General features: G+C 64.4%; 14 protein-coding genes. 1 reads left to right on the forward strand and 13 read right to left on the reverse strand.

Annotation, left to right across the window (positions count from 1 at the left end):
• Nucleotides 1-45: 45 nt before the first annotated feature.
• Nucleotides 46-861, forward strand: a complete 816-nt coding sequence (locus tag O3932_RS02085) for an exodeoxyribonuclease III (RefSeq protein WP_371535848.1) — start codon at nt 46-48, stop codon at nt 859-861.
• Between the two features lie 80 nt (nt 862-941).
• Here O3932_RS02085 and O3932_RS02090 read toward each other — a convergent pair whose 3' ends face one another.
• The 13 genes from O3932_RS02090 to dnaK form a co-directional block, all read right to left on the reverse strand.
• Complete coding sequence (locus O3932_RS02090) at nt 942-1,745, reverse strand: serine hydrolase domain-containing protein (protein ID WP_371535851.1); 804 nt, start codon at nt 1,743-1,745, stop codon at nt 942-944.
• Nucleotides 1,742-2,536, reverse strand: a complete 795-nt coding sequence (locus O3932_RS02095) for a TetR/AcrR family transcriptional regulator (RefSeq protein ID WP_009648291.1) — start codon at nt 2,534-2,536, stop codon at nt 1,742-1,744. Before O3932_RS02095 ends, O3932_RS02090 begins: the two co-directional genes overlap by 4 nt.
• 75 nt (nt 2,537-2,611) lie before the next feature.
• Complete coding sequence (gene clpB, locus O3932_RS02100) at nt 2,612-5,224, reverse strand: ATP-dependent chaperone ClpB (RefSeq protein WP_314735903.1); 2,613 nt, start codon at nt 5,222-5,224, stop codon at nt 2,612-2,614.
• Between the two features lie 135 nt (nt 5,225-5,359).
• The gene (locus tag O3932_RS02105; protein WP_371535854.1) at nt 5,360-6,022 is read right to left on the reverse strand and encodes a YbjN domain-containing protein; all 663 of its coding nucleotides are present in this window, start codon (nt 6,020-6,022) and stop codon (nt 5,360-5,362) included.
• A gap of 344 nt (nt 6,023-6,366) precedes the next feature.
• Complete coding sequence (locus O3932_RS02110) at nt 6,367-7,833, reverse strand: DUF418 domain-containing protein (protein WP_371535856.1); 1,467 nt, start codon at nt 7,831-7,833, stop codon at nt 6,367-6,369.
• Nucleotides 7,834-7,926: 93 nt separating this feature from the next.
• A complete protein-coding gene (locus tag O3932_RS02115; protein WP_371535859.1) occupies nt 7,927-8,622 on the reverse strand; it encodes a hypothetical protein in 696 nt (231 codons plus the stop codon).
• Between the two features lie 189 nt (nt 8,623-8,811).
• Complete coding sequence (locus O3932_RS02120; RefSeq protein WP_296502029.1) at nt 8,812-9,441, reverse strand: hypothetical protein; 630 nt, start codon at nt 9,439-9,441, stop codon at nt 8,812-8,814.
• A gap of 149 nt (nt 9,442-9,590) precedes the next feature.
• Nucleotides 9,591-10,331: a type 1 glutamine amidotransferase gene (locus tag O3932_RS02125; RefSeq protein ID WP_296502031.1), complete on the reverse strand. Its 741-nt coding sequence runs from the start codon at nt 10,329-10,331 to the stop codon at nt 9,591-9,593.
• Complete coding sequence (locus tag O3932_RS02130) at nt 10,328-11,638, reverse strand: Mur ligase family protein (protein WP_198002816.1); 1,311 nt, start codon at nt 11,636-11,638, stop codon at nt 10,328-10,330. Before O3932_RS02130 ends, O3932_RS02125 begins: the two co-directional genes overlap by 4 nt.
• Before the next feature lie 917 nt (nt 11,639-12,555).
• Nucleotides 12,556-13,104 (reverse strand): heat shock protein transcriptional repressor HspR, encoded by a 549-nt coding sequence (locus O3932_RS02135; RefSeq protein ID WP_296502035.1) that lies wholly within the window; start codon nt 13,102-13,104, stop codon nt 12,556-12,558.
• 3 nt (nt 13,105-13,107) lie between these two features.
• Nucleotides 13,108-14,157, reverse strand: coding sequence for a DnaJ C-terminal domain-containing protein (locus O3932_RS02140; RefSeq protein ID WP_371535862.1), 1,050 nt, complete (start codon nt 14,155-14,157; stop codon nt 13,108-13,110).
• 42 nt (nt 14,158-14,199) lie between these two features.
• Complete coding sequence (locus tag O3932_RS02145) at nt 14,200-14,865, reverse strand: nucleotide exchange factor GrpE (RefSeq protein WP_296502037.1); 666 nt, start codon at nt 14,863-14,865, stop codon at nt 14,200-14,202.
• Nucleotides 14,862-16,697, reverse strand: coding sequence for a molecular chaperone DnaK (gene dnaK / locus O3932_RS02150; protein ID WP_009648083.1), 1,836 nt, complete (start codon nt 16,695-16,697; stop codon nt 14,862-14,864). Before dnaK ends, O3932_RS02145 begins: the two co-directional genes overlap by 4 nt.
• Nucleotides 16,698-16,853 lie beyond the last annotated feature (156 nt).

Raw genomic sequence — 16,853 nt, forward strand, 5'->3', positions numbered from 1 at the left:
GTGTTTCACGCGCCCACTCCCCCACTCACAGCTAGGCTCGACCCCATGAGATTTGCGACCTGGAACGTCAACTCCATCCGCACGCGCGTCGACCGAGTCATCGCCTTCCTGCAGCGCTCCGACACGGACGTGCTCGCCATGCAGGAAATCAAGTGCCGCCCCGACCAGTTCCCCATCGAACCCTTCGAGAAGGCCGGCTACCACGTCGCCATCCACGGCCTCAACCAGTGGAACGGCGTCGCCGTCGCCTCACGCCTGCCCATCCTCGATATTCAGGACCACTTCCCCACCCAGCCCGCGTTCGGCGAACCGCCCGTCGTCGAAGCCCGCGCGCTTGGCGTCACCATCGACACGACCGACGCCCTTCCTTCGGGGGACGGGCAGGCCTCGTCAATGACGATCTGGAGCCTGTACGTGCCCAACGGCCGCGAACTCACGCACGCGCACTACGCATACAAGCTCCAGTGGCTCGCCAACCTCGCCGAGCAAGGGCGCGACTGGCTGTCCGACCCCGAGGCGCGCATCGCCCTCGTGGGCGACTGGAACGTCGCGCCCCTCGACGAGGACGTGTGGGATATGAGCGTCTTCGAGGGTGCCACACACGTCTCCGCACCCGAACGCGAGGCCTTCGCCGCCTTCGCCGCCGACGGCTGGGTCGAAGTCACGCGAGATCGCGTCACCAACTACACCTACTGGGACTACCAGAAGCTACGCTTCCCCAAAAACCAGGGCATGCGCATCGACTTCGCCTACTGCTCGCCCGCACTCGCGGCCCGCGTGAGCGGCGCGCAGATCGACCGCGACGAGCGCAAGGGAAAGGGCGCGTCCGACCACGTGCCCGTCATCGTCGACGTCGACTAACAGATCAGGGACGAGGCCGGGGCGATGCCTCCGGTACGGATCGAGGCCTGGACATGCACCCAGACCTCGATCCGTACCAATTAGGCGCGCTCGCGCGCAAGAGACAACAACGACGCGTTGAGGGCCGACCAGTTGTCGTGATGCCACTGCCCGAAGGGCTCAGCACCCACGAAAGCGGCGCTGGCCCCGAGGTCGCGGTCCGCCCACACGAAAGAACCAGACTGCCCGAAGTGCCCAATCGTGCGCGCCGACGCGTCGGGCGCAGTCCAGTGCGGAGCCTTCTCGCCACGAATTTCCAGGCCGAGGCCCCACGGACAGGGCGTGAAACGCCCATAGCCGGGCACGACGCCGGCGAGCGCCGGAAACTGTGAGAGTCCCGCGAGGGCGGCCAGCGGCGCGCTCACCAGAGTCGGACGGGCGAGCTCAGCACCGAAAAGGCTCACGTCGGCGGCGCTCGCAACACCCGCATGAGCGGGACTACCCGGGATGTCCGCGGAACCCATTCCAAGCGGGTCAAACACCGTCTGGCGCACCCACTGAGCGACCCCCATTCCACTCGCCTCAGCCACGACCTCGCCGAGGATATCGAAGCCCTCGTTGGAGTAGATGCGGCGCTTGCCGGGAGCGGCGACAGGACGCCTCCCCTCGAAGGGCAGGCCCGAGGCATGGGCGAGCAGGTGGCGAACCGTGGCCCCCTCAGGACCCGCAGGATCATCGAGGGAGATCAGGCCTCGTTCGACCGCGACCAGCACCGACCACGCGACAATCGGCTTGGTGACAGACGCGAGCGGGAACGCGCGATCAACATCGCCGTGCGAGTAGACGACGTCGCCCCCGACGCGAAGGACGAGGGCGACATCGAAAGAAGGTAGCGGGCTGATCACGCGGTAGTGGCTTCCGGAGCCGCGGCTACAGCGGCGGCTTCTGCTGCCGCCGTGGTCTTCTCGCTGATCTTGCGCAGCGTGCGGGCATAGACTTCCGCGACTTCCTCGGGCACGGAGGCACCGAGCTGGAGGACGTAGTGCGCCGGCAGGTGCAGGAGCTGCACACACACGGCCAAGAAGTCCGCGACGAACTCGCGAGCGTCGATGGGTTCGTCGTTGTAACGAGCCGACACGACGGAGCCATACCAGTAGCGGATCAGGATCTTTGCCAGGGTGCGAGGAGTCGTACCGATGTCGGCGCCCTCATCCTCGACGAAAGCGGTGATCATCGAGGTGAGAGCTTCCTCCATCTGCTGCGTACGGTACTTGTAGTGCGCGTGCGCAGGATGAGTCTCCGACGAAGACTCCGCCCACAGGACGCAGTCCAGGGCGATGGCCGCATCCGCGCCGGGCTTCATGGCGAAACGCATCTCCCCGACGGCCCAGTCAACGAACGAACCGGCGGTGATGCCGCCCTCGTCGAATCCGCCTTCCGCTTCCTCGTTAATGGAGACGTCGAAGAGGGCGTTCATCTCCTCGTGCCGCTGGATCGCGCTGCGCAGGATCGCTTCCTTGGAGGGGAAGTGATAGACGACGGCGGGGTGGGAAATACCGACTCGACGACCGAGGTCGCGCAGAGAGAAGCCGTTGTAGCCTCGCTCCGCGATCAGAACCATCGCTGCCGAGAGGATGGATTCACGCGTCGCCTGTCCAACGGAATAGGCTCCACGGGCCTTCCTCTGCGTTGTCATATCATCTCCTGCTGTTGCGGACATCACATACTGCGAGTCCGAAATACACACTGGTATTCAGTGTAGCGCGCAATCTCAGGGTTTATCAACATTCATGACAAGCCCGTCAAAGGTTGCGTTAATGTCAACTGTCACGTTCTGCCCATCCTGCACATCCCCTGCAAGCAGGAGAACAGCCAGTCGATCGCCGATTTCGCGCTGAATTAAGCGGCGTAGCGGGCGCGCCCCAAAGGCAGGATCATACCCCACGCGCGTGAGCCAACCGCGCGCCGCTTCACTAACTGTCAAGTTGATACGCCTATCACGCAGGCGGGACTGAAGTGCAGCAACCAGCAGGTCAACAATCTCACCCAGGTTTTCGCGGGTCAGAGCGTCAAACATGACAGTTTCGTCCAACCTATTGAGGAACTCTGGCCGGAAACTCGACCGGACGACAGACATGACTGCATCCCGTTTTTCCTCGGTCGTCAAGTCTTGGTTCACCAGGAACTGTGATCCCAAGTTAGACGTGAGAATTAAAATGGTATTGCGGAAGTCAACAGTCCGACCCTGGCCATCAGTGAGACGCCCGTCATCCAAAACCTGCAAAAGGATGTCGAAAATCTCAGGGTCAGCTTTCTCAACTTCATCGAGCAAGACCACAGAATATGGCCGACGACGCACCGCTTCAGTCAGCTGACCACCCTGCTCGTAGCCGACGTACCCCGGAGGGGCACCGACCAGGCGGGCAACCGAATGCTTCTCGGAGTACTCCGACATGTCGATGCGCACGATTGCACGCTCATCGTCGAAGAGGAACTCCGCGAGCGACTTAGCCAGCTCGGTCTTACCCACACCCGTGGGTCCCAGGAACAGGAAGGAACCAGTCGGACGATTCGGATCCGACAGCCCCGCACGCGAGCGCCGAACAGCGTCAGACACCGCACGCACGGCATCCTTCTGCCCGATGAGCCGCTTACCCAACTCGGTTTCCATGTGCAGGAGTTTGTCCGTCTCAGTTTGAAGGAGCTTACCCGTGGGAATTCCGGTCCACGCCTCGATCACCTCTGCGATCTCTGCGGGACCGACCTTCTCCGCAATCATCGGCTCTTCATCGCCCTGAGCTTCCTGATCCTCAGCCTGAGCCTCGGCCTCGGCAATCTGACGCTCAACGGAGGGAATCTCGCCGTTCTGCAGACGACCCGCTTCCTCCCAGCGCCCCTCGCGAACCGCCAGTTCAAGCTGGGTACGCAGCGTATCCAACTGGACGCGCAGGTCACCAACACGGTTGTGCCCAGCCTTCTCAGCCTCCCAGCGCGCAGTGAGGGCGCGCAGGTTCTCCTCACGGTCCGCCAAGTCAGCACGCAGCTTGCTCAGGCGATCCTGGGTGGCCTCGTCGAGGCCCTCCGGGTCGGACTCGGTCAGATAGGACTCCTCCATGCGGAGGCGATCCACGCTGCGGCGCAGCTCATCGATCTCAACCGGCGAGGAGTCCAGCTCCATGCGCAGGCGAGATGCGGCCTCGTCAATCAAGTCGATCGCCTTATCAGGAAGCTGACGTCCCGTGATGTAGCGGTTCGACAGGGTCGCCGCGGCGACGAGCGCACCGTCGGAGATGGTCACCTTGTGGTGAGCCTCGTACTTCGGGGCGATGCCGCGCAGAATGGCGACAGTATCCTCAACCGAGGGTTCACCGACGAACACCTGCTGGAAGCGGCGCTCAAGCGCCGGGTCCTTTTCGATGTTCTCGCGGTACTCGTCGAGGGTCGTCGCACCGACCATGCGCAGCTCGCCGCGGGCGAGCATGGGCTTGAGCATATTGCCCGCGTCCATTGCGCCCTCGGAACCGCCGCCCGCGCCCACGACCGTGTGCAGCTCGTCAATGAAGGTAATGATCTGCCCGTCCGAGCGGGAGATCTCGGCCAGGACCGCCTTGAGGCGCTCCTCGAACTCGCCGCGATACTTCGCACCGGCGACCATCGACGACACGTCGAGGGACACCAGGCGCTTGTCGCGTAGGGACTCCGGGACGTCGCCCGCGACGATGCGCTGGGCGAGGCCTTCGACGACGGCGGTCTTACCGACGCCGGGTTCACCGATCAGGACGGGGTTGTTCTTCGTACGCCGGGACAGGACCTGGACGACGCGACGAATCTCGTTGTCGCGCCCAATGACAGGATCAAGCTTGCCTTCGCGCGCCACCTCGGTCAGGTCCCGACCGTACTTGGACAGAGCCTCGAACGACCCCTCGGGGTCGGGCGAGGTGATCGGGTCAGGACGCAGCTGGGCGAGCGCCTGCGTCAGGGCCTCAGCCGTCGCACCACCGGCGGTGAGAATACGCCCCGCCTCGGTATCGGACGCTGCCAGAGCGATGAGCAGGTGCTCGGTCGAAATGTACTGGTCTCCCGCGCTCTCGGCGCGCTCCCCCGCATCCTGAACAGCGGCGAGCAGCGCGCGCGAGGCCTGAGCGGAACCCGCGGATGCCCCCTGAGTACTGGGTAGCGCCACCAGTGCGTTACGGGTGCGTGCGCCGATTGCGCGCGCGTCCGCCCCCACTGCCCCGAGCAGGGACAGGGCAATACCGTCACGCTGCTCAATAAGGGACTGCAGCAGGTGAATGGGTTCAACCTGCGGGTTTCCAGCCGCCGACGCGGCCTGGAGCGCGGAGGCGATGGCCTCCTGCGCCTTCGTTGTCATCTCACGTGCCATGAGATCGTTCCTCCAAATGGTTCATTCGTCTCGCATCGACGGTTGTCGACGCATCTGGTAGACATAACGAACCCGAAGTTGAGTCTATTCCACTCAACTTCAAAATGGGAACATAAGGGACAGGCGAGGCCGGAGTCAGTTCTCCGGAAGCCAGGTAGGACCGTCGAATCCGCGCTGATGACCACCCGAGGGACCAGGTCCCTCAGCATCCTCAATACTGTAACGATCCACGAGCGCACGGAAGAGCTGCAGCGTCGTCGCCAGCGCGCACATGACCTGCTGGATCAGCTGCGCATCCGTTGCGCCGTACTCGTAGTCGCCATTCACCTCGGCGACGACACGATCCCCCTCGAGCTGCTCCGCGACGTAAGCCTTGGGCCACAGGAACTCCCCATGCCACGCCTGCAGGAAATCACGCAGATCCTCCCCATATTCAAGGGGGACCAACTGCTTCATAAACGCAACAATCGAAAGCACCTCGCGCGAGTCGCCGAGGAAGCGGAAGCAGAACAGGTGTCCCTCCCACAGGCCGCACAGGTCTCCATCGTTGTCGATACGCCAGGCCCATCCCTCAGAATCAAAGAGGAGCCCCAGGCGCTCCTGCGTAATAGGACGGACCATATCGAAACGATTGGCCTCAAACTCCGAGTTACCCGTGGCGATTCCTTCCGCCGACGTTGCTTTACTACCCTCCCATTGTCCCATATCAGAGCGGTTATCGTCCGCCGATTCGGCGCGGCGAGGCGTTTCCTCGCCGTCGGTTCCGCCGTCGGCATCCGCCCGCCATAGCCAGCCCATGATGACTCCCCTACTCGTATCCGTCGTTCGTGACGCGCCACTGCGTCCGTACCCCGGGGGTGTGAGCGCGTCGGCCACCCCTCTGTGCGTTTGACATGTGCACAACCATCGGCCGCCTCCTCCGCTCACTACATCGTGCCATCAGCGTGTGTATCACTACACTCTCACAGTAGCGCAGAATCGGCGAAATACCAATGGCCGCAAGGCCTAGATACCACCGCAACCACGTCACGAATGAACGCCACACAGCCATCACCGCAGCTCATCCGAGAGGTGCTGACAACCCAGAACCTATTTGTCTATTCAGTCACATTTGCTTCCTTCTCTTGCGCGATGCAGAGTTTTCAGCTATTTGCATCATTCTGCATGCCGTCCAAGGAGTCCGGCAGCACTCCCTCAGCGTCCCGAGAGACCGACATCATTGCCTTGGGAGCGCCCTTCACCCCGTGGTTCTGCACTGCCCCCGGCGTCGGCGCACCGTAAATCGACATCGGCAGCTTGGGCAGCGGCAAGGTCCACGCGGTGCGCGCAACCAACCAGCGCAGGAGACGCTCAGCGGGACCACGCGTACGTCCCATCGCGTCGGAGATAACGCACCCGACTCCAATGAGCGCCCACACGGCGAGTGCAATGAGGGCGGAGACCGCCACGCCCACGGAGCGTACGCCCACAGCTCCGAGCACCAGGAACAGCACGGCAAAGACGAGCGTCTGAGCCAGGTACGCAGTCATCGACCGGCGGCCAATCGCGCTCAAGAACGAGCGGAACGCACCCAACTCCTCGAACGACGCCGCGCTCTGCGCGAACTCCGCCGAGGCCTCGTGAGGACCCCCGCCCAGGAGAGCAAGGAGCGCCAACCAGCCACACGCCCCAGCGACACCCGACGCGTGAAAAAGGGGGAACGTCCAACCCGAGCCACCCACATGCGCCCAGTCCAACTGGCCGAGCACGTAGGGCAGCGCACCCAGCGCCCCCGCCAGGAGACCACCACCAGCAATCGCGACGAGCGCACCGCGATGGCCGCTCGGATCCTGCAGCGCCCCCCAACGCTCAACCCCCACCCCGAGCATCACGCAGGGCACGACCAGGGTGGTTAGCACCGTGAAAGGCGTGGACACAAGCCACCCGGCCAGATTCCACAGAGGCGTCGTCGCCTCCAGCGTCGCCTGCGCGTGATACTCCAGCGTCATCGGACGGGCACCCATCTCCGCCGCGCCCGACGACAGAAGAAGGAGACTCAGCGACGCACCCGTCACCCCGATGATCACGCGCAGCCACACGCGCCTCATCACAATAACCTCCGCGAAGATCACCGCCACCAGACCGTAGGTCCCAATAATGTCTCCCTGGAAAATGACACTATGCACAGCGCCAAACGCCAGCATCCACCATCCACGGCGCCGGATCAAACGCGATGCCGCGCGACGAGCGCGACGCTCCACGTCCTCGTCAAAAAACTGCCACTGCAGGGGAATCCACCCGGCGCTGAGTTCGGCGGGCAGAGCCTCACGAGCGACGCGACGCTCACGCTCGATCGTGCGTTTGGCCATGATCGCCATCCCAAAACCAAAGAGAATCGAAAACAATGGATAGGCGCGGCGGTCGACGAACAGCGCTCGCAGCAGGAACCACCACTGATCCACCCCGCTCATTGCATCGAGCGCCACCTGCCCCGGCGCGGGATAGTCCGGGAAGAAGCGAACCCAGAATGGCACGTTCGCCAAAGCAATCAGGGCCAGCATAAAGCCGCGGGCGACGTCAGGGGCGGGGAAACGCACCCGGCGCTCGCCAGTGAAAGACAGGGTGGACACGAGAGTTCCTTTCGTGGGAGACGCGTAGCCAGACAGACAGAGAGGGGCGAGGCCGGAGACGCCTCCGAGGCTCGCCCCTCTCAGGGTGGCGGGTCAGCGCATGGCCGCCATCATGGCTTCCTGCGCAAGACGGCGACGCTTGCCGTTCACCTTCACGAGGAGCACGACGCCAACAATCATGACGATGAGACCGCCGACGCCGACGACGGTTCCCCAGATGAGGGGCACGACGATCGCCTTGTTCGCCAGCTGCTCCGCGGAACCGTTAAAACCGGCGACTTCCGCGCCGGGGGTCAGACCCTGGCACTGAATCTTGTAGGTGCCTGCCGACAGATCCGACCCCGAGAAGAGGGTGTTGCTGCCCTCGTAGGGATTGAGCGCATAACTCTTGTTATTGGAGTCAACGAGCGCACACGAGGAGGCGCTCCCGTCACCGATCATCACCGAATAACTGCCCTTATCCGTCACAGTGACGCTCGCGCCGTTCCCCAGCGCTCTACCGTTCGACAAGTCCTCCACGCTCGACGTCAAACCAATAGCCATCGTCGCGAAGAACGCGATGGGCGCGATCAAGACCATCATCACAATGCCGAGAACGAGGGCAACGATGCCCGACGCGCGACTGGGCATCGGAGGCATGACCACCGGAGTAGGGGCGACATATCCGCCGCCTGCATAGCCCTGCGGACCTCCACCCGGGTAGCCTTGCGGGACTCCACCCGTGTTTTCACCATACTGAGGCCAGGGCGTGCTCTGGCCGCCCGAAGAACCGTAGGGGGGATATGACATGTGCGTGCCTTCCTGGTGGGAATTTTGCTTAAGCATAACAACGCTGCACGCGCGCTGAATAGCGTTTCACCGCGAATGGGACGGCGCACGCGATCCTACAGCGCACCGCCCCGGACGGTATACCGAGAGAAGGCGCAGAAAAGGGGCGAGGCCGGAACTACTCCAGCCTCGCCCCTGACAGGATTCGCGTCAGCGCACAGCCGCCATCATGGCTTCCTGCATGATGCGGCGACGCTTGCCGTTCACCTTCACGAGGAGCACAACGCCGATGATCGTGACGACAAGACCGGCAACACCAACGACTGTTCCCCACACGAACGGCATGACGAAGGCCTGCGTCATGACCTCCGGCGAGGCATTAAAGGCAACGACTGTCGCGTTGCTGGCGATGCGTTCACACTGCAGCTTGTACTGGCCTGCAGGAATACCTGAGGCAGTGTAGACGCCCTCGTTATCCTTATAGGGGGTGAGTTGGTACAGCGTGCCACCCGCATCCATGAGGAAGCATTCGGGGTCAGCGCCGTCGGCGGTAACCGTGAATTTGCCATCCGCAGTCACGGTCACAATGCTGCCGTTGGCCGTCGTACCGCCCTTGACGGCATTGCCCTCGGTCTTGGTGACACCCGCGATCATTATTCCAAAGAAAACAATCGGGGCGACCACAACCATTAACAGGATGCCAATGACAAGCGTCGTAATGCTGGGCGCGCGACCGGGCAGCTTCGGCATTGCCGTCGGGGCAGGCGCACCGTACGCACCTCCCGGGTATGCCTGCGGCGCGTTCTGCGGGTTCGGATTTCCAACGGAGGGGTTCGACATGGTATCGCCTTTCTGATGGGGTTTGTCGCCAAGCATACAAGACTCTGCACTCACTTTGTCGACAAAAGGCGCGTCGCCGACCCCGGGTGGGATCGACGACGGATGGACGAGGCCGTGGCTACGTCCGGAATCGCGGGTGTCGGCGCGCGTCAGGGCAGCTGGACGCCGCTCAGGCGCTCCGCGCGCAGCTGCGCAACGCCGGGAACCTCGAGGGGCGGCAGCGACATGCCGGTCGCGCGCTGGAGTAGCAGGTCCGCCAACTCGGGGTTACGAGCCAGGGCCGGGCCGTGCATGTAGGTGGCGATGATGGATCCCTGGACGGCACCGTCGTAGGCGACCTCGGCGGGTTCCTGGCCCTGCGGGGTGCCGTTGCCGACGCCGGAGATGACCCGGCCGAGAGGGGCCGCGTCTTCGCCCAGGACGGTTCCACCGCCGTGGTTTTCAAAACCGCTGAGCGGCTGAGTCAATCCCTCAACGAGGGGCACCGTCACCAGCTCGCCGATGGCGCGATGCCCCTGCGGCAGCGTCGTGATGTCCAGAACACCCATGCCGGTCACGCGCGCACCGCGCGCATCCTCATACCAGTGACCGAGAACCTGCAGGGAGGCACAGATCGCCAGGAGCGGGCGGCCGGCGTCGAGGGCGCGCGCCAAGCCTGAGGTACCACGGAACTTGTCGGCCGCCAGCGCCTGGGCGGTGTCTTCTCCCCCGCCCAGGGTGTAGATGTCGAGGCTATCGGGGATTTCCTCGGTCAGACCCACGTGGACGACCTCGGCGTCAATGCCGCGCCTGCGGGCGCGTTCGGCCAGGATCAGGGCGTTGCCCGTGTCCCCGTAGGTGCCCAAAACCTCGGGCATGAGAACACCGATTCGCAGTGTGGAAGCGCTCACCGCTTGCCTTCCTTTCGGTCGAGCAGGACCTTGAAGTCGCGCATTGCCGTGTAGTTGAGGAGGACCTCGACACGCCCCGGCTCGCACGCGGCCAGGGCATCCATGGGCAGGGGTGCGAGGTCGCAGTGGATGCCAGCGTATTCGAGGCGTACGGCCAGGTCGGCGCCTCGCTCGCCGCAGGCGATGACGCGCCTGCCGGGCTGGTTGACGCGAGAGAAGTCGACGTCCCACAGCCACGAGAGGTCTTGCCCATCGGGAACCTGCCCGTTGACGCCGATGACGACCTGGTCGACGCGCGGGTCAACCATCGTCATGGCTTCCTGCCAGCCGGCGGGGTTCTTCGCGAGCATCATGCGGGCGCGGCGCCCGTTGACGTCGTGGACGGAGTAGCGCCCCGCGACCTCGGTGACGGAGCTGACGGCTGTCGCCGCGGCCTCGGGCGTAATACCCATGGCGACGGCGGCGGCAACGGCCTGCGCGGCGTTGCCGAGGTTGGCGCGGCCGGGCAGCTTGAGTTCGAGTCGCACGGCGACGTCGCCTGGGCCGTGCAGGAGGGCACGCGGACCCTCGGGGGCCAGGTCGACGTCTGTCAGCCACCAGTGGGGCTGTGGGCGACTCTGCAGTGCGGGGAGTTCCTCGCCCTCGAAGGCAGGGATCAGGTGCCAGTCATCGCCACTGCGCACGACGCGGCCGCCACGCGGGTAGGCCGCAGAGTCTCCGCCCCATCCGGCACCGGCGGCAACCCACACGACGTTCGGGTTGTCGGCGGCGGCGGAGACGATCAGCGGATCGTCACAGTTGGCAACAACGACGGCATTCGGGTGAGCGGACGCACCCTCACGCAGACGCTTTTCGACCGAACCGATCTCGCCGACGCGGTCGAGCTGGTCGCGCGAGAGGTTGAGGTACACGAAGACGTCGGGGTGAACGTCCGCGGCGACCGCAGGCACATGCATCTCGTCGACCTCGAGGGCAGCGCGAGTCGCGTTCTTTCCCTGCATGAGGGCGGTGATGACGCCGGAGGTCATGTTGTCACCGTTGATATTGGAGGCGACGGGCCCGGCGCTCTCCAGGGCGGCGCGTACCATGCGCGTCGTCGTGGATTTGCCGTTCGTGCCGGTAACGATGACCGAGGAGAAGGGTGCGGCCAGTTCGGCCAGGAACTGCGGGGAGATGCGCAGGGCGACCTCTCCGCCAATCATGCCTCCGGATCCTCGGCCGAGGGCCCGGGAGGTGAAGCGGGCGGCAGCGCCGGCCACGTTGGCCACGCGCGAGCGCACCGACAGGTGATGCGGTGAATTCGTCATGGCCCAAGGTTAGCGCCTGCGGGGCCATGCTCGCGTCGGCGGAGCGCTCCGCGATCTCCTCACGGACGAGGCCGGGGCCGGGTTGGGCTGTACACCGTCCCACGCGACACGCCGAGAACACATCACCAGCATCAAAAGTGCTGAATACCATACCAACGTTACCCACAACATGTCGGTGTGATCGCATCAATACGACTCAACGGTCAATACGGAGAGTCCACCCCGCCGCTTCTGCGACATTCTCGCTTCACAATCTGCGTATTTTCAATGAAAAGCTCGATTCAAATACAAAGCCGCAGGTCAGCGCCCATTTCACAAAAATGTTGCCGATGAGACGCACGCTCATTTCGGACGGCCTGCACGTTCGTGCGAAGTGCGCACATCACCGCTGATCGAGTACCCAAACCAGCCGTGACCTGGTAAAACTATTCTCAGCAGGCGAGAGCCTGTCGCCTGTTCCAGGCTTCGGTCAGGGATCCTGTGTGCCCCCGGATCCTTGATCGAATTAGGCTGCGGGACTCATCCGTTGGATGGGTCCCGCAGCTCCTTTTTGTCTCCCGGCGACGCGCTGACCCATCCTGGACGCTATCGGGCCGCCATAACAACCGGGCCACGCACCCCAACCGACGCAGTTCGAGCGGAGGGACCCACAGCATACACGCGGGCCTGCTCGTGCGAGTCCGAGTCCTGCATCCCGCACGTGGGCCTCCTATTCCGCACGTGGGCATGGCCGCCCACACTCGGAATAGCGGGTTAGCGTGCGGAATAGCGGGTTAGCGTGCGGAATAGCGGGTTAGCGTGCGGGGAGAAGCCGGAGGCACCCAGAACACGGGCAAGACTCTCCGATACGCTGTGCCGCCCCGACGCAGCAGCATCGAGGCGGCGCACGTACGTCGACCAGCAGGCACGCCACCGTATCAGCGGGAAATAATCGTTCCCTCGATGACAGATCGCACGCTCGAAGACGGTCCCGGCAGCGCGTGGCGTGTCGGAGTCCCAGAGGAAGCCAGGGACGCGAGCGCACGCATCGGATCCCACACGGTGAGCGATCCGCCGGAAGCGGCCGCGGGCTTCGAGGAACGATCCCATGGACGCTGGCCTCGTCGCATCGGCATGACTTGGCCATCTGCGGAAGCCGCGAACACGCGGTTGCGGCGCGCCTCGGAGGCAGCGACGGCGTCGCGCAGGGCATCACGTTCGGCTTCGAGAGCTTCGACGCGTCGCTCGAGTTCAAGGATCCGACGGATGCCAGCGAGGTTGATGCCCTCTTCCTGACTCATGCGCTGCACGTCACGCAGGCGTTGCACGTCGCGTTTCGTGTAGCGCCGCCCTCGTCCCTTCGTGCGGGCGGGGATGACCAGGCCCAGACGGTCGTATTGCCGCAGGGTTTGGGGGTGCATCCCCGCCAGCTCGGCCGCAACCGAGATGACGAAGGTGATCGGCTCGTCCGGGCCGGTCGTCGCCATGAATTACTCCTCAGCCGCCTTCGCCAGCGATGCTCGCACGTCGAGGTCACCCTCGGCCTTCGCCATGTCTTTCACGAGCTTCTTGAGTTCGCGGCTGGGCTTCTCGGGAACCTGGATGGACAGACGAGCGATAAGGTCACCCGTCGCCTTCGAGGTCTTCACTCCCTCGCCGCGCACGCGGATTTCCGCGCCCGAGGAGGAACCCGCAGGCACCTTGACCGTGGCCGTGTTGCCGTCGATCATGGGCACGTCGATGGTGGCACCGAGGATGGCCTCGGAGACTGTCACCGGCAGTGTCATGACCAGGTCGTTGCCCTCGCGCGAGTACACGGGGTGGGGTTTGACCGTCACGGCAACCTCGAGGTCGCCGACGGGACCGCCGTGCATACCCGGCTTGCCATGCCCCTTGACGCGGACCTTCTGACCGTCCTTGATGCCCGCAGGGATGCGGACCTTGATCGGGGAGCCGCCGACCTTGATGGTCAAGGTCGCACCGTTGAGGGCCTGCCGGAAGGAGATGGACAGCTTCGCGCGCACCGTCCCGCCCTTTTCGGGCGTGGGCGCCGCCTGCTGGGCATGGCCGCCGGCACCGAAGGGCGAGCCGTAAGGGTCGCCCCCAAATCGCGTGCTCGCGCCGCCGCCCCCTCCGAAGAGGCCGGAGAGGATGTCCTCGAAACCAGCGCCGCCGCCGGGCATGCCGGAGGTCTGGAAGCGTACGTTATGGCCGCCGCCGCCAAAACCGCCGCCGTTGAAGCTACCGAAGAGGTCCTCGAAACCTCCCGTGCCGCCCGATCCGGCGGAGAAGCGTGCTCCGCCGCCGGCCATCGCGCGAATCGCGTCGTAGCGCTTGCGATCCTCATCGTTGGACAGGACCGCGTATGCCTCACCAATTTCCTTGAACTTGGCTTCGGCTGTCTTGTCGCCCGGGTTCTGATCCGGGTGCCACTTGCGTGCCAGCTTGCGGTAGGCCTTCGTAATGGTCTTCTTGTCCGCTGTCTTATCAACTCCCAGGACCTTGTAGAAATCCTTCGAGAACCAATCCTGTTCACTCACGCGCGTTTCACCTCACTTTCAGTCACGAGCGTGTTGTTGCTGTTATTCAGGGTTATTCACCAGCACCTTCGCGGCGCGCACGACGCGTTCGCCGCGGCGGTAGCCGCTGGTGAGGACCTGCCCGATGACGGGGTGATCAACGTCAGCGCTGGTGGTGGCCATGAGGGCGTCGTGCAGGTTCGGGTCGAAGTCCTCACCTGCGGCACCGTAGCGTTCCAGTTCGAAGCGTGTCTTGAGGGTGTCCTCGAGCTTCGTGGCGATGGACGCAAAGGGACCATCCTCCAGGTCACCGTGTGCGCGGGCGGCGGCGATGTCGTCGAGGACGCTGATAAGCGCGTCGATGACCTCATCCTGGCCCGCGGTCTTATGGCCGGGAATGGCTTCCTTGGAGCGGCGCACGTAGTTGGCGTACTCCTGGCCCTGGTTGTACAGCTCGGCGTTGACGCGGGCCAGCTGGTCCTCGACGCTCGCGATGCGTTCGAGAGCCTTGGCGAGGTCGGAGTCCTCGACCTGTTCCTCGAAGGCGCTCATGTCGTCGGCAGGGGCCTCGGACGAGGCCTGGGCGGCGTCATCCGAACCGGGCGCGGTCTCGTTGTTCTCGGGTGTGTGGGCCGTCTGGTCGGCCGGGGCCGACTCGTTGGAGTCGGCCCCGGCGACGTTGGCGTCTTCGTTAGGCACCGAGAAACCGTTGGTTTCCTCGATGCTCACTTGTCGTCCTCGTCAACGATCTCAGCGTCCACGACGTCGTCCTGGGCAGGAGCTGCCTGCGCGGCGGCCTCGTCGGCCTGCTGCTTGGCGTAGATCTCCTGGCCGATCTTCATGCCGGACTCGGACAGGGTCGCCATTGCGGTCTTCACGGCCTCGATGTCATCACCCTTGAGGGCTTCCTTGACGGCGTCGACATCCTTCTGAACGGCCTCGCGGGTCGCCTCAGAGATCTTGTCGGCCTCGTCCTTGAGCAGCTTCTCCGTCGAGTAGACGGCCTGCTCAGCCTGGTTGCGGGTGTCGGCCTCCTCGCGGCGCTTCTTGTCCTCAGCGGCGTGCTCTTCGGCCTCGCGCACCATGCGGTCGATGTCCTCCTTGGGCAGGGAGGAACCGCCGGTGATGGTCACCGACTGCTCCTTGCCGGTGCCGCGGTCCTTCGCGGAGACGTGAACGATGCCGTTCGCGTCGATGTCGAAGGTGACCTCAATCTGCGGCACGCCACGGGGAGCCGGGGCAATGCCGGACAGCTCGAAGGTGCCGAGCAGCTTGTTGTCACGGGCGAACTCACGCTCACCCTGGTAGACCTGGATGAGCACGGAGGGCTGTCCGTCCTCGGCGGTGGAGAAGATCTCCGAGGCCTTGGTCGGGATCGCGGTGTTGCGGTCGATGAGCTTGGTCATGACGCCACCCTTGGTCTCGATGCCGAGCGACAGGGGGGTCACGTCGATGAGCAGGACGTCCTTGCGGTCACCCTGGATGACGCCGGCCTGCAGGGCAGCGCCCACGGCGACGACCTCATCGGGGTTGACGCCCTTGTTGGGCTCGCGACCGCCGGTCAGCTCCTTGACGACCTCGGTGACGGCGGGCATACGGGTGGAGCCACCGACGAGAACGACGTGGTCGATCTCGGAGACGGTCACGCCGGCCTCGGCCATGACGTCACGGAAGGGCTTCTTGGTGCGCTCGAGCAGGTCCGCGGTCAGTTCCTCGAACTTGGCGCGCGTGAGGGTCTCATCCAGGTGGATGGGGCCATCGGCGGTCATGGACAGGTACTGCAGCGAGATGTTCGTGGAGGTCGCGGAGGACAGCTCCTTCTTCGCCTGCTCGGCAGCTTCCTTCAGGCGCTGGAGGGCGACCGCGTCCTTGGACAGGTCGGCGCCGGTCTTGGCCTTGACCTGGTCGATCAGCCAGTTGACGATGCGCTGATCCCAGTCGTCGCCGCCCAGGTGGTTGTCACCGGAGGTGGCGCGCACCTGAATGGTGGAGAAGCCGTCGTCATCCTTGCCCACCTCGAGGAGGGACACGTCGAACGTGCCGCCACCGAGGTCGAAGACCAGGATGAGCTCGTCTTCCTTGCCCTTTTCGAGGCCGTAGGCCAGGGCCGCGGCGGTGGGCTCGTTGACGATGCGCTCGACCTTGAGGCCGGCGATCTGTCCGGCGTCCTTGGTGGCCTGACGCTGCGCGTCGTTGAAGTAGGCGGGAACCGTAATGACGGCTTCGGTGACGGGCTCACCCAGGTAGGCCTCGGCGTCCCTCTTCAGCTTCTGGAGGATACGCGCGGAGATTTCCTGCGCGGTGTACTTCTTGCCGTCGATCTCCGTGGTCCAGTCGGTGCCCATGTGGCGCTTGACGGAGGAGATGGTGCGGTCAACGTTGGTGACGGCCTGACGCTTGGCGATCTCGCCAACCAGGACCTCGCCGGTCTTGGAGAAGGCGACGACCGAGGGGGTCGTACGGGCGCCTTCAGCGTTCGGGATGATGGTGGGCTCGCCGCCTTCGAGGACGGCGATAGCGGAGTTGGTGGTGCCGAGGTCGATACCGACTGCACGTGCCATGGTTGTTGTCCTTTCGTTCGCGAGGCCGTCTCCGCTTCGGGAGCGGCTTGCGTTGGTCTGTGTGGTCTATGTGGTGCCGGGAAGCTCCCGACACATCCTTGAGTCTGATGTACTCAACTTTAGGAGCCGGGTTTTTATTCCGCAACCCGTAGCCCT

The sequence above is a fragment of the Pauljensenia sp. 20925_1_25 genome (assembly GCF_041433955.1).
GTDB lineage: Bacteria > Actinomycetota > Actinomycetes > Actinomycetales > Actinomycetaceae > Pauljensenia.

Excerpts from the sequence above, each read along its gene's own strand:
- O3932_RS02085 (WP_371535848.1), top strand. The coding sequence starts at position 46 with ATGAGATTTGCGACCTGGAACGTCAACTCCATCCGCACGCGCGTCGAC.
- O3932_RS02095 (WP_009648291.1), bottom strand. The coding sequence starts at position 2,536 with ATGACAACGCAGAGGAAGGCCCGTGGAGCCTATTCCGTTGGACAGGCG.
- clpB (WP_314735903.1), bottom strand. The coding sequence starts at position 5,224 with ATGGCACGTGAGATGACAACGAAGGCGCAGGAGGCCATCGCCTCCGCG.
- O3932_RS02105 (WP_371535854.1), bottom strand. The coding sequence starts at position 6,022 with ATGGGCTGGCTATGGCGGGCGGATGCCGACGGCGGAACCGACGGCGAG.
- O3932_RS02115 (WP_371535859.1), bottom strand. The coding sequence starts at position 8,622 with ATGTCATATCCCCCCTACGGTTCTTCGGGCGGCCAGAGCACGCCCTGG.
- O3932_RS02120 (WP_296502029.1), bottom strand. The coding sequence starts at position 9,441 with ATGTCGAACCCCTCCGTTGGAAATCCGAACCCGCAGAACGCGCCGCAG.
- O3932_RS02130 (WP_198002816.1), bottom strand. The coding sequence starts at position 11,638 with ATGACGAATTCACCGCATCACCTGTCGGTGCGCTCGCGCGTGGCCAAC.
- O3932_RS02135 (WP_296502035.1), bottom strand. The coding sequence starts at position 13,104 with ATGGCGACGACCGGCCCGGACGAGCCGATCACCTTCGTCATCTCGGTT.
- dnaK (WP_009648083.1), bottom strand. The coding sequence starts at position 16,697 with ATGGCACGTGCAGTCGGTATCGACCTCGGCACCACCAACTCCGCTATC.